This is a genomic window from Burkholderia sp. 9777_1386 (assembly GCF_015712265.1).
GTDB classification, from domain to species: domain Bacteria; phylum Pseudomonadota; class Gammaproteobacteria; order Burkholderiales; family Burkholderiaceae; genus Burkholderia; species Burkholderia cenocepacia.
Window position 1 is genome coordinate 244,184 of sequence record NZ_JACCQB010000001.1, and the last position, 12,772, is coordinate 256,955.

A 12,772-nucleotide genomic window follows, 5' to 3' on the forward strand; every position below is an offset into this window, starting at 1 on the left:
CACTGAAGGCTGATTTTAAGTCGATATCTGCGCGGAAAACAGCAGATTAGCATTACGTCACTGCACTGAATATCCCGCATTCGAAGCCCAGGATGCACATCCGTCACGAAGGACAATCCGATGATCTACACCGTGGAATGCAGCTTCGCCGACCCTGCCAGCGAAGCCGAATGGAATGACTTCTACAGTGCCGACAAGCTGCCGGCCCTCATCTCGGTGACCGGCTTCCACACGTCGCAGCGTTTCAGGGCGGTAAGCGACGGCTGCCCCGTCTACCTGGCCATTCACACGATCGACGGCCTCGACGTGCTGACCGGAGACGAATATCGGCAGAAGGGCGGCGGCAATTTCGCGCGCTGGCAGCAACACATCACCGACTGGCACCGCAATCTCTACGGCGATATCGGTCGGGCACCGGCGGTCGATGCCGGCGAATTGCTCGCGCTGAGTGCCGGCGGGCCCGATCCGCTGATCGGGCTGGGCCTGAAGCCGCTGGCCATGCAAGCCGTGGCGCTGGCGCAGTGCCCGGCGCGTCGCTGGCTCGCGGTCCTGCCGCGCCGCGACGCCGCGCTTGCCGGGAACCTGCCGGCCGGCCTCGACCTGTATGCGCCGATGACGCCGCAACTGACGAAGCAGGCCCGCGATGCCTAACGTGACGTTCCATATCGATGCGGACCGCATGCCGCCCGATGCGCGCCTCGCCGAACTGTCCGCCGACTGCGTCGAACTCTGTACGGCGGTTCTCCAGGCAGAAGTTCGGAACGTCCACGTCATTTACGTGGCGGTCCGGCACGGATGCGGGCATCCGGTTTACGCGGAAATCCAGTATCGCGAGGCGTCGTGTCGCCCGCTCGCGGTCATGAGCGCGTTCATGGAAGCGCTGGATCGCGCGATCGTTCGCCGCACGGGCCTGACGGCGCGCATCCGTTGTTTCGGTCATGCCGCGCCGAACCTTCACGCCCGAAACTAGCCGCTGCGGAGAAGCAGGATGTCCAACGTTACGTTTCCCGGCCGGCGTGTCGGGGATTTCACGATCACCGCGATCAGCGACGGCTACCTCACGGCCAGCCTCGATTTCCTGTCGAATATCGACGTGTCCGACGCTACCGCGATGCAGCGCGCGGCCGGGCAGCACGAGCCGTCCGCCGTGCATATCAACTGCTACGTGGTGCGCGGTGCGGGCCGCACGATTCTCGTCGACGCCGGGGCCGGCGGCATCAGGCAATGGGGCGGCCGCCTGATGGACAATTTGCGGCTGGCCGGCATCGACGCTGCCGCGATCGACACCGTCCTGCTCACCCACGCCCATCCCGACCATGTCGGCGGGCTGCTGAATGCCGCCGGACAGGTTGCGTTTCCGAATGCGGAACTCGTCGCGCATCGACGCGAGGTCGGATTCTGGCGCGACGACGGCAACCTGAGCCGCGCAAGCGAGCGCGCCCGTGGCAATTTCCGGATCGCGCGTCACGCATTCGATGCGTACGGCGACGCGCTCCGGACCGTCGACGAAGGCGAGGTGCTCCCGGGGATCGCTGCGATATCCCTACCGGGACATACCGACGGACACACCGGCTACCTGCTCGAATCCGGCGATCGGGGCCTGCTCGTGTGGGGCGATATCGTGCATTTTCCGCACATCCAGATCGAACGACCGGACGTCGCGATCGCATTCGATCAGGATGCGTCGCAAGCGGCGACGACGCGTTCGCGGCTGCTGGATCGGGTCAGCTCGGAAGGGCTGCTGATCGCCGGCATGCATCTGGGCGAACCCGGCTTCGCGCGCATCAGGCGAACGCACGGCGAATACGGGCTGTTTTACGAGACCGACGCATGAGGCGATGCACGCGGACGTGCGTGGTCGATACCCAGTGTCCGCTTTGCAGGCTGCCGCTCGAGGAGGACAATCCAGCCTGGACCCTCGTCGGCGGTCGCACGTCATGGCCCCATTCCAGCCCGATGGACGGCATACCGTCACGCCGCGGATCGTCGTTGCGGATCCGCGCAACCTGATCGTCTTCATCCGCGCGGTGTTCGACGCGGAGGGCGGATTCCGTACCGGTTTGCCTGCCGAGATCCGGATCGGCCGCCGTCGTGGTGATCGGCGGCGCAGACGGCCTGCGCGGTCCGATGCCGGCGTTTTTGCACGTGTATGTCCAGGACACCGATTCGACTTGTGGGCGGGCGCTCGCGGCGCAAGCGATCCCGCTGGAAGCGCCCGCCGACATGCCGTACCGCGACCGGCGGCCGATGGTGAAGGCTGCGTGGAGAAAGGTCTGGCAGATCGCCACGCACCAGCGCGACCTGTCGATCGACGAGATTCGTTCCAGGCTCGGCGACGGCCGGTAGCCGCGCTGCTGCCTCCTTCCCTCTGTCGCAATCGTCAAGATTCGCGTCGCGTGCGGATAAAAGCCGCCCGTTCCCCGCGCCGTTAACCCGTTCGCAGCCCCCGCGCCTCGTCTTGCGTCACGGCGCGCGTCGTTCGTGTTCCGGAATTCACATCCGCCGCTGGCCGTGCCCGGCCGGCTCAAGGGAACGTCATGCGAAAACAACTCACTATCCGTGGTGGACTCGTCGCGACCATCGCCGGCTACACCGTGCTGCTCGTGCTGGTGGTCGGCGCAGGCATCGCGGCGCTTTATATGGGCAACGGTTCGCTCGAGGCGATGTACCGCGACGATACCGCGTCGCTGCTGCATCTGAAGACCAGCTCCGAGCGAATGCTGGTGCTGCGCGAACGCATGAGCGACGTCGCGCAGATCATCAGCGCCGGCCAGTCCGCGAAGGCGGAAGTCGCGCAACTCCACACGCTGCTCAAGCAGAGCGACGACGAGCTGGACGCGTACACGCGCCTGCATCCGCGCGACGCCGGCGAGCAGGCGCTGTTCGACACGCTGCAGAATCGCCGGCGCGCGCTGCTCGATCGCGTGTTCCTGAAGGCACTGTCGCAGCTCGACGGCGACGACGCGTTCAACTTCCTCGACACCCAGCGCACCGCGCCGCCGGCATTGTTCGCCGCCTACCAGGAGGCGATCGACGCGCTCGAATCGTTCCAGGTCACGCGTCAGAAGGCGCGCTACGATGCGGCCGGTGCGAATTTCCACCGGATCGTATGGGGGATGGGGGCGGTCGCGGTGCTGGCGCTCGTCGTCGGCTTCGTTGCGCAGCGCGTGCTCGCGAAGGCGATCATCGGGCCGATCAATCTCGCGGTCGACCAGTTCGAAAAGATCTCGAAGGGCGACCTGACCGGCACCGTCGTCGTGCCGGGCGAGAACGAGATGGCGTATCTGCTGAATGCGCTGAAGCGGATGCAGGACGGCCTCGTCGAGACCGTCAGCCAGGTGCGCGCGAGCACCGAGACGATCGTCGGCGACGTGCGCACGATCGCGAGCGGCAACGTCGACCTGTCCGCGCGCACCGAGCAGCAGGCCGTGTCGCTGCAGCAGGCGGCCGCGAGCGTCGAGCAACTGACGGCGGCCGTGCGCCAGAACGCGGACAACGCGCGCGATGCGCGCACCTACGTCGAGGGCGCGGCCGGCATTGCATCGCGCGGCGGCGAAGCGATGCAGCGCGTCGTCGAGACGATGTCGGAAATTTCGCACAGCTCGACACGCATCTCCGGCATCGTCGGCGTGATCGAGAGCATCGCGTTCCAGACCAACATCCTCGCGCTGAACGCCGCCGTCGAAGCCGCGCGCGCGGGTGAGCAAGGCCGCGGTTTCGCGGTCGTCGCGAGCGAGGTGCGCGGGCTCGCGCAACGTTGCGCGGCGGCGGCGAAGGAAATCCGCGATCTGATCGGCCATTCCGCGCGACGCGTCGAAGATGGCAGCGGCCTCGTCGCCCTGGCCGGCTCGGCGATGGCCGAGCTGGTTGCGGCGGTCGAGCGCGTCAACACGATCATGGGCGAAACCAGCCAGGCATTCGACGAGCAGTCGTCGGGCATCGAACAGGTGAACGCCGCGGTGATTCAGATGGAGCAGACGATGCAGCGCAATGCCGCACTGGTCGAGGAGGCGGCGGCCGCGGCGCTGTCGCTCGACGAACAGGGCGCGCGGCTGAGTGCGGCGGTCGCGCAGTTCCGTCTGCGCGAAGCGGCGCTCGCGTGACGGGCGCGCTTATTGCGGTGCGTCCGGCAACGCGTAGTCGAAGCGGTACGCATGCCGGCCGTTGTCGATGTCGATGTGCATCGAACCGGACAGCCCGAGCAACTCGTCCGTGCCGGAATCGGGCACGACCGTGATCGACTGCGCCGGCTGCCCGCGCGTCATGGTGGAGCTGTGCTGCAGGACAAAACTGCCCTTGCGTCCGCCGAGCACGCCTGTGACGGTTTCCATCGCCACGTACCCGGCCGAACCCTGAACGCTGCTGCGAAACGCAAGCATTTCGCCTTGGCTGACGGCTTCCAGATCGCCGTGAAAATGCTTGTCCAGCGACATGCGGCCGAGCCCGCTGGATTCGGCGACGCGACTCAGGGATTCCGGATTCAGCTTCACTTCGAATGGACCGCTGGCCTGCAGTTTCATTGGCATTCTCCTCGTTGAATGGGCACTCCGCACTATAAGCCAAGCGGGTTCCGCCGACGGTGACCGAATGCCGGCCGTGTACGGGACGAGCCGTCGCGCCACCGCAGTCCGACATCTTCCTCTACTCATCGCCTTGACCTTGAAGCTGACTTGAAGCTTAGAGTCCATGCTGACGGCAGTGAATCGGCAGGCCGAGGATTTCGCCTGCCACGGTCGAGCATCGACGAGAGGCGACGAACATGGACAGACGTTTTACACAGGTCGAATTCGGGCCGCACACGGTCGACGTGCCCGAGGGCGGGTACTACGACCGGTTCCGGATGAATCCGGACCTGGACGCGGTGGCGCGCGATCCCGCGGCGGGGAACATCGATTTTTTCCGGCGAATTCCGAAGCGTCAGGTGGCATCACGCGTGGGCCCGACCTGGGCGCCGAACTTCTACTACCGTTCCAGCAGCATTCAACTGCTGTTCCTTGCACCGCTCGACCGCTTGCGGACCATGCTGCCGATCCCGCTCGAACCGCTGCGGGCGCTGCCCGGATACGGGCTCGTCGCGCTGACGTTCTTTTCGTATTCGGTCTGCGACAACGATCCGTATGACGAAGTATCGGTCGCGGTGGTCATTCGCCGGCCCGGCGCGACAGGTTCGCACGCGCTGGAACTGATCGACTCGATGCGGCGCCGGAGTTTCTTCGCGCACGTGCTGGCGCTGCCGGTCACGACGGACATTGCGCGGGTACGTGGCGTACACGGCTATCAGTTGCCGAAGTGGCTCGCCGAGATCGACGTGAACATCGATGCCACCGCGCGCGCGCGTATCGCCGGCCCGGGCGGGCGGCCGGATCTGAGCCTGAGCGTGCCGCTGCCGACGCTGACCCACGTCCCGTCGCAATCGCACATGGGTACGACGACGATGGTCAATCGCATCGACGGCGAATGGCATCAGTCGTCGGTGCAGACCAACATGCTGTCGTTCGCGCAGCGCTTGTTGCCGCGCAACGTCGAGCTGGTGCGGCACGGCGGGCCGCTGAGCCAGTTGCTCGACGGGCTCGGCGCATCCACAATCATGCGTCTCGACGTGGTCAAGGATGCGCAACTGGTCCTGAATCTGCCGACGCCTTTGAGGGCGTTCGACGAATCCGGAAAGCCACGCTAACGATACGGATGCGTGCGACGTGCGCGCACGGAAGGAGTCGTCCATGCCTCAACCGACCTACGATCTCGTCGTATTTGGCGCCACCAGTTTCGTCGGGCAAATCCTGACCCGCTATCTGTCCGACTACCTGTCGGACGCGGGCGCCGGCGATACGTTGCGCTGGGCGATCGCGGGCCGCTCCGACGCGAAGCTCAGGCAGGTCCGGGATACGCTCGGCGCGGCCGGGCGGTCGGTGCCGATCATCGTCGCCGACGCGGCCGACGAAGCGCAGCTTCAGGCACTGTGCGCGCAAACGCGGGTGGTCGTGTCCACCGTCGGCCCCTACGCGCTGTACGGCGAGCCGCTGGTCAGGGTCTGCGCGCAAACCGGCACCGACTATTGCGATCTCACCGGCGAGACGCAGTGGATCAGGCGGATGATCGACCGGTACGAAGCCGCGGCCCGGCAATCGGGCGCGCGCATCGTGCATTGCTGCGGCTTCGATTCGGTGCCTTCCGACATGGGCGTGTTCTTCCTGCAGCAACAGGCGCGGCAGCAATGGGGCGAGCCGGCCGCTCATGTGAAGATGCGCGTCAAAACGCTGAAGGGCGGTGCGTCGGGCGGCACCGTGGCCAGCGTGATCAACGTCGTGCGCGAGGCGGCGGCGGATCCGGCATTGCGCCGCGAACTGCTCGATCCTTATTCGTTGTGCCCGCAACGGCATGGTTTCACGGTGCGGCAGCACGCGGTGCGATCCGCCGAATTCGATCGCGACTGCGGCGCGTGGATCGCACCGTTCGTGATGGCCGCGATCAACGAGCGCGTCGTGCACCGCTCCAATGCGCTGGCGGGCAATGCGTACGGCAGCCGCTTCACCTATGACGAAGCCGTGATGACGGGCACGGGCCTGAAAGGACGCGTGACCGCGCTGACGATGGTGGCGGGCCTCGGCGCATTCATGGTGGGCGTCCTCATCGGGCCGGTGCGCGGCCTGATGGCGCGCTTCCTGCTGCCGAAACCCGGCGAGGGACCGAGCGTCGACGCCCAACGGGCCGGCCGCTACGATTTGCGCTTCTTCGGCCGCACCGACGACGGGCGAACCTTGCGCGTGAAAGTCACCGGCGATCGCGATCCCGGCTACGGCTCCACCGGCAAGATGCTCGGTCAGGCCGCGCTCGACCTCGCGCTCGATTGCCGCCGCGATGGCGTGAAGACCGGCCGCGGCGGCGGTTTCTGGACGCCCGCGACGATGTTCGACGAGCGCTATATCGAGCGCCTGGTTCGCCATGCCGGCTTGCGTTTCGAGGTGATTTGAAGGCGGTCGCCATCCGCTATTCGAGCCGGGCGGGACGCCATGCAGGGGCCGGCGCCGGCGGGACGCACGCAGGCGCTGCCCGCTATGCCCGGTTGCGCGTGCCTGCTCCGGCGCGGGCGGCCGTTTCGTTCAGGATCATTGCGGCGAATTCGACAGCCGCCGGCATCCGCGCGTCGTGCATCATCACGAATTCCATCTCCGGCAGTGCCGGCAAGCCTTCGGGCAAGCCGAGTTCGCGAAGCGTGTCGTCGATCGCGCTGCGCGGCACCGGTGCGATCGCGATGCCGGCCCGTGCGAAGGTGCGGATGCCGGTCACGCTCGGGCTTTCGCACGCGATCCGGTAACGCATGCCGGCCAGCGCGAGCGCCTTGATGGCGGCGCCGCGATACGGGCACGGATCGGGGAAGCACGCGAGCGGCACGTCGCCTTCCGGCAGCGGCTCATGCCGCGCGAACGCCCAGACGAGCGGCTCTTGCCACAACGTCGCGCCATGGCCCGAGTGCGAGCACCGGCTGCCGATCACGAGATCGAATTCGCCGTCGGCATGCCGTCGAAACAGGCTGTCGCCGATATCGACGACGAGCTCCAGCCGCAGGCCGCGTCGCGCGGCGCCATGGCGGCGCATCAGGTCCGGCAGCCAGCCGCCTGCGAAATCCTCCGACACGCCGATCCGCAGCTTGACGTCGACCGCGTTACCCGTTCCCATCCTGGCGCGCGCTTCCGCGCTCAGGTTGAGCATCGCACGCGCGTAGCCGAGCAGCGTTTCGCCGTGTGGGGTGAGCGTCACGCTGCGCGTATTGCGCACGAGCAGTGTCTGGCCGACCTGTTGCTCGAGGCGCACGATCTGCGCGCTGACCGCGGACTGGCTGAGGTTCAGCCGGCGCCCGGCGCCGGTGAAGCTGCGCACGTCGGCGACTGCAACGAACGTATGAAGCAGCGCGGTGTCGAGAGGAGGGTTCATTCATCACCAATCCGGGTTAATTCGATCAATTAATATCGTTTCCGGATTATAGGCCGACCCGCTAGGCTGCGAAGTGCAGTGGGCGAGCGCGCATCCCGTGCGTCGTCGTCACTTCTGGCAAGGACCGGCGTCACGACACGCGTGCTCTATATCGAAGGCTCACCCAACAAGGTATATTCGGCGTCCATCGAGGTATGCGACGCGTTTCTCGACACATACCGGCAAGCGCATCCCGATCACGAGATTCGGAAGCTCGATATCTGGGATCTGCCGATGCCTGAATTCGATGCCGCCGCGCTGGCCGCGAAATATGCGGGATTGAGCGGCACGGCATTGACGCCGGAGCAGGCGGCAGCGTGGCGGCAGATCGAGCGGCTCGCGGCGCCGTTCCACGCAGCGGACAAGTTCCTGTTCGGCGTGCCGCTGTGGAATTTCAGCATTCCGTACAAACTCAAGCACCTGATCGACGTGATCTCGCAGAAGGATGTGTTGTTCACGTTCGATGCAGCGGGTTTTGCCGGCAAGCTGATCGGCAAAAAGGCGGCGGTGGTCTACGCGCGCGGGCTGGCCTATCAGTCGCCGGGGTCGTTGACGCCGGCTGCCGAGTTCGATCTGCAGCGCCCTTACATGGAAACGTGGCTCAGGTTCGTGGGCGTGACGGACGTCACCGGGATCGTCGTCGAGCGCACGTTGTTCCCGGACGGGAAGGTCGACCGCAGCCGCGCGATCGACGAAGCGCGGGCGATTGCGCGCACGTTCTGATGTCGCCGCGCGCTGCATCCGCGCGGGCCGAGGGTCAGCGCCCGCCGCGTGCGATGGCGAGCGCGACGCCGAAGCTCACCAGCAGGCATCCGAACGTGCGATCGATCCAGTGCCGCAGCGACAGCAGGCGATCGCGGACGGCCGTGGCGGAGAAACAGATCGCCACGAGGCTGAACCAGCCGGCATGTGCGGCCGCGATGAATGCGCCGTAACCGATCTGCACGATCAGCGGCGTGTCGGGGCGCACGGCCTGCATGAACAGGCTGACGATGAACACCGTGGTTTTGGGATTCAGCGCGTTGGTCAGAAAGCCCGTGCGCAGCGCGGCGAGATCGGACAGCGGCGCCACGCGGGTGTCGGCTTGCGCGTCGCCGGCTTTCGTCATGAGCATCTTTGCGCCGAGGTAGATCAGGTACATCGCGCCGATCAGCTTGACGGCGTTGAAGAGCCACAGCGATTGTCGGATCAGGAGCCCGACGCCCAGCAGCGTGTAGCTCACGTGAACCGTCACGCCGAGCCCGATCCCGCATGCGGTGAACACGCCGGAACGACGCGACAGCATCAGGCTGTTGCGCGTGACCATCGCGAAGTCAGGCCCCGGGCTGATGACGGCCAGCAGCGTAATGGTGACTACGACTATCAGTTCGGTCATGGTGTTGCTCCAGCGATGAATGGGTTGATGGCACAATCGTATCCATCGTGCTTCATCGGGGAAAACGATGTTTTCTGACCAGAATGGTGAGTCTGGATCACAGTCGATTCGGACGAACCTGCCGTCGCTGATGGCGCTGCGTTGTTTCGAGGCGGCGGCGCGTCACGAGAATTTCAGCCGCGCGGCCGACGAGCTGTGCCTGACCCATGGCGCGGTCAGCCGCGCGGTACGTCTGCTCGAGGACGACCTGGGCGTGGCGCTGTTCGAGCGACGCAGTCGTCGCGTGTTCCTGACCGATGCCGGCCGCACGCTCGCCCAGGCCGTCCATGATGGCCTGGGGCTGATGCGTCACGCCGCCCACGCATTGCGCACCGAGGCCGCCCGTGCGCGACGTCCGGTCCTGTCGTGCGAGCCGACGCTCCTGATGCGCTGGCTGATTCCGCGCTGGCCGGATTTCCAGGCGCGGCATGCGGGCGTCGATATCCATCTGGCCGCCGCGGGCGGGCCGTTCTCGTTCGACGACGGTATCGACATGGCGATTCGTCGCAACGATTTCGCGTGGCCGGCCGGGTATCACGCGGAACGTCTGTTCGCCGAACGGGTGGGGCCGGTTTGCCGGCCGGACAAGGTCGGCGCGTGGTTTGCATCGCGTCGCGGCGGCCGCGCGTTGAAGCCCGACGCTGCGCTGCTGCATACGCGGACCCGGCCGGACGCATGGCACGCGTGGGCGGCGGCGGCGAAGCAGCCGGCCGCGAACGGGCGCGGGCAGCGGTTCGATCACTTCTACTTCAGTCTGCAGGCGGCCGTCGCGGGGCTCGGGGTGGCGATCGGGCCGTGGCATCTGGTGCGCGACGACATCGAAAGCGGTGTGCTGGTTGCGCCGATGGGGTTCGTCGAGGATGGATCGGATTACTACCTGTTGACGCCGGCGCCGGTGGCGGACGGGAGTGCGCAGGCGGCGTTGCTGGGCTGGTTGAGGGGGCGGGTTTGACGGCGGTTGCCAAGCGGGCCTTCAAACAGGCGGCGAAGCGTGTGCCCGAAGCGCCGGGGTGATTCAGGCGATGGCAGGCGTGGCATGCCTCGCCGCTGTCAACGGACCGGCACGGACCGGTCGTCGCGTTGAACCAGGACTCGTGCCGCCCGCACGAGATGGCGATTGATCGTCGGAATCAGCGAGACGGGAGTCTCGTGAGGGCCGGCAGTTCGAAAATCGGCTACGTGCATGATATGAACCAGCCCGACGTTGAACTGAACGAATGCTTCGATGTCCGGGTCGTCCCGGATCGCGCTGCCCGAGCGCAAGGAAAGTTCAGTCGACGATATAGCACTCGCGGATTTTTTGGATTGTGGCAAGTTCGTCGAGCGGCTTCAAGGTCGCCTTGGGCAGGGAGCGACGACTGTCTCTGTATCCGGAATGGGCAGCGCAGTGGTTCCGCGCTACGCTCGTCGGCATTGATCGACGCAGATGCCAGACTGGTCTTTGCCGAATTCAATTGCACGCGACGCGGGGTTTTCCCGGGAACAAGCCGTCGCGATCGACATTGCAGGCGACGAACAGAGTTGGCGCAAAGATCGACATCGTCACCATTGCGTGCAAACCTGAGTGTTGCAAGGGCAATACCGGATAGCCGTCCAGACGCACGGGCGTGGCAGATTTCGACCGGCTTTGCCGAAATGGCGCATGATGGCGTGCGCGTCGCTAAAAGATCGTTGCGATGTGCTTTATCGCACCCGTGAATGAGCGTGGATAAAGTTGCACTCATTCTTCATCTTTTTTACAAAACATTTAACGACGCACGTGCAACCCCGGGCGATGTCGGGCCGCAGCGAACATTTCCCGTCGTCTTTAAACCCGCATCTTTACCCGACCATCCACGACGAGGCGCGGCGATGCTACTTCAAACCGGTAATTTATTCAGCGCCGAAGGGCGGCGCGGCGGCGACGAGCGAATCGACATGCTGGTCACGGGCCCGCACGTGAACGTCGAGCGAATCGTATCGATGGGGCATGCGAGCCCGGACGGGTTCTGGTATGACGACTCGCGCGCCGAATGGGTCGTGCTGCTGTCCGGCGCGGCCGTGCTCGAATTCGAAGCGGATGCAACGCGGCTCGATATGCGCGCGGGAGATTACGTGCTGATCGAGCCGCATTGCCGTCATCGTGTCGCGTGGACGCATGACGAAATGCAAACCGTCTGGCTTGCGATCTATTACGAACGCTGAAGAAAGATTGGCGTGCGGCACGATCGGTCGATTGACCCGTGCGCGACACGCCGATCGGGCAAAACCTCGTCAACCGGAACGGCCTTGGAAACCCGCCGGTATCGATGCCCGACTCAATGCCCAAATCGCCGGACAGCGCGTTGAATCGCGCGCCGGATCATGCCGGCAATCTTATTCCTGGATCAGGAATCGATTGCGATTCTTCGCATCCTTGATCCATGCGGGCGCGCGACCGCGGCCCGACCAGGTCGCGCCGGTCTTCGGATCGCGATACTTTGCCTGCACGGGAGCGCCCGCTTGTTTGGCCGGCCGACCGCGGCGCGTACCGAAAATGTCTTTTTCGGTAATGCCGTATTCCGCGACTTTGGTGCGGATGTCGTCGACGATCGCCTGGAATTCAGCGACGCGCGCTGCTTCGGCTTTCTCGGCCAAAGCGTCCATTTGAGCTTTCAGTTCCTTGTAAGTTGCCATATATCACTCTTCAGGTTGTGTCCATACATGATAGCGGTTTCAACCGGAAATGATAAAGAAAATTGCGCCGACTACGAATTCCATTGCCGATATGGCAATGCACGACTGCTTCGAACACCTGAGAAGTGGTTTGACTTGAATCGTTTGCGTCCGATCTTCTCCGGCGAGACACGCTGCGGAGACTCAATTATTCTTTATCTTTTTTCAGAGGGATTGGGGAATTCACTGATGAACAGGGATGACACGCTGAAACAGGTTGCAGCCGAATTCGGATTCGATCCGGACGAAACGATCAGGATCGGCGGAAAGTACACGCCCGTGCTGGTCGACGGAAGCACGGCCTACATTGCCGGCCAGGTGCCGCGTATCGGGGAAGTGGTGCATTTCGTCGGCGTCGTGGGCGAATCCGTTTCGCTGGACGATGGCCGCCGCGCGGCCGGCATCTCGGCGCTGCGCGCGCTGTCGCTGATCCGCAAGCATTGCGGCACGCTCGATGCGATCGCGACGGTGCCGCGCATGACCGTGTACGTGCGCAGCGCGCCCGGCTTCACGATGCAAAGCGAAGTGGCCGACGGCGCGTCCGACGTGTTGTACGCGGTGCTCGGCGACGCCGGCGTCCATACGCGTTCGTCGGTCGGCGTGCTGCAATTGCCGAAGGGTGCATCGGTCGAAGCGGATTTCATTTTCGGGCTGAACCGCGGCGGTGCCGCTGGTTGATTCGCCGTGGCTGGC

At 65.1% G+C, this 12,772-nt stretch carries 15 protein-coding genes; 11 read left to right on the top strand and 4 right to left on the bottom strand.

Annotation, left to right across the window (positions count from 1 at the left end; all coding sequences use genetic code 11):
• Positions 1–120: 120 nt before the first annotated feature.
• The 5 genes from H0X91_RS01030 to H0X91_RS01050 all read left to right on the top strand — a co-directional run bounded on the left by H0X91_RS01030 (position 121) and on the right by H0X91_RS01050 (position 4,103).
• Positions 121–651, top strand: coding sequence for a hypothetical protein (locus H0X91_RS01030; protein WP_006483378.1), 531 nt, complete (start codon positions 121–123; stop codon positions 649–651).
• Positions 644–970, top strand: coding sequence for a hypothetical protein (locus tag H0X91_RS01035; protein WP_006483371.1), 327 nt, complete (start codon positions 644–646; stop codon positions 968–970). Before H0X91_RS01030 ends, H0X91_RS01035 begins: the two co-directional genes overlap by 8 nt.
• Positions 971–988: 18 nt before the next feature.
• Positions 989–1,834, top strand: coding sequence for an MBL fold metallo-hydrolase (locus H0X91_RS01040; protein ID WP_006483377.1), 846 nt, complete (start codon positions 989–991; stop codon positions 1,832–1,834).
• Between the two features lie 257 nt (positions 1,835–2,091).
• Positions 2,092–2,346, top strand: coding sequence for a glyoxalase (locus H0X91_RS01045; RefSeq protein WP_227746378.1), 255 nt, complete (start codon positions 2,092–2,094; stop codon positions 2,344–2,346).
• A 191-nt stretch (positions 2,347–2,537) separates the two neighbouring features.
• Positions 2,538–4,103, top strand: a complete 1,566-nt coding sequence (locus tag H0X91_RS01050; protein WP_196432724.1) for a methyl-accepting chemotaxis protein — start codon at positions 2,538–2,540, stop codon at positions 4,101–4,103.
• A 9-nt stretch (positions 4,104–4,112) separates the two neighbouring features.
• Here H0X91_RS01050 and H0X91_RS01055 read toward each other — a convergent pair whose 3' ends face one another.
• Positions 4,113–4,520: a DUF3224 domain-containing protein gene (locus H0X91_RS01055; protein ID WP_034203941.1), complete on the bottom strand. Its 408-nt coding sequence runs from the start codon at positions 4,518–4,520 to the stop codon at positions 4,113–4,115.
• 239 nt (positions 4,521–4,759) lie between these two features.
• On the opposite strand from H0X91_RS01055, the gene H0X91_RS01060 reads away from it, so the two are divergent.
• Positions 4,760–5,677 (top strand): acetoacetate decarboxylase family protein, encoded by a 918-nt coding sequence (locus tag H0X91_RS01060; protein ID WP_006483364.1) that lies wholly within the window; start codon positions 4,760–4,762, stop codon positions 5,675–5,677.
• A 43-nt stretch (positions 5,678–5,720) separates the two neighbouring features.
• Complete coding sequence (locus H0X91_RS01065; protein ID WP_196432725.1) at positions 5,721–6,971, top strand: saccharopine dehydrogenase family protein; 1,251 nt, start codon at positions 5,721–5,723, stop codon at positions 6,969–6,971.
• 82 nt (positions 6,972–7,053) lie between these two features.
• On the opposite strand, the gene H0X91_RS01070 is transcribed toward H0X91_RS01065, so the two are convergent.
• Positions 7,054–7,932 (bottom strand): LysR substrate-binding domain-containing protein, encoded by an 879-nt coding sequence (locus H0X91_RS01070; protein ID WP_080322393.1) that lies wholly within the window; start codon positions 7,930–7,932, stop codon positions 7,054–7,056.
• Positions 7,933–8,073: 141 nt separating this feature from the next.
• Here H0X91_RS01070 and H0X91_RS01075 point away from each other — a divergent pair, with 141 nt between their 5' ends.
• On the top strand, positions 8,074–8,694 hold the full coding sequence (locus H0X91_RS01075; protein ID WP_330165479.1) for an FMN-dependent NADH-azoreductase: 621 nt from the start codon (positions 8,074–8,076) through the stop codon (positions 8,692–8,694).
• Positions 8,695–8,728: 34 nt separating this feature from the next.
• Here H0X91_RS01075 and H0X91_RS01080 read toward each other — a convergent pair whose 3' ends face one another.
• Positions 8,729–9,346, bottom strand: a complete 618-nt coding sequence (locus tag H0X91_RS01080) for a LysE family translocator (RefSeq protein WP_034203945.1) — start codon at positions 9,344–9,346, stop codon at positions 8,729–8,731.
• 67 nt (positions 9,347–9,413) lie between these two features.
• Between H0X91_RS01080 and H0X91_RS01085 the strand changes: the two genes are divergently transcribed.
• Positions 9,414–10,337 (top strand): LysR family transcriptional regulator, encoded by a 924-nt coding sequence (locus H0X91_RS01085; protein ID WP_060265027.1) that lies wholly within the window; start codon positions 9,414–9,416, stop codon positions 10,335–10,337.
• Between the two features lie 899 nt (positions 10,338–11,236).
• Positions 11,237–11,569, top strand: a complete 333-nt coding sequence (locus H0X91_RS01090; protein ID WP_006483368.1) for a cupin domain-containing protein — start codon at positions 11,237–11,239, stop codon at positions 11,567–11,569.
• Between the two features lie 171 nt (positions 11,570–11,740).
• On the opposite strand, the gene H0X91_RS01095 is transcribed toward H0X91_RS01090, so the two are convergent.
• Complete coding sequence (locus H0X91_RS01095; RefSeq protein ID WP_006483375.1) at positions 11,741–12,040, bottom strand: H-NS histone family protein; 300 nt, start codon at positions 12,038–12,040, stop codon at positions 11,741–11,743.
• Between the two features lie 228 nt (positions 12,041–12,268).
• On the opposite strand from H0X91_RS01095, the gene H0X91_RS01100 reads away from it, so the two are divergent.
• On the top strand, positions 12,269–12,757 hold the full coding sequence (locus tag H0X91_RS01100) for a RidA family protein (protein ID WP_006483369.1): 489 nt from the start codon (positions 12,269–12,271) through the stop codon (positions 12,755–12,757).
• Positions 12,758–12,772 lie beyond the last annotated feature (15 nt).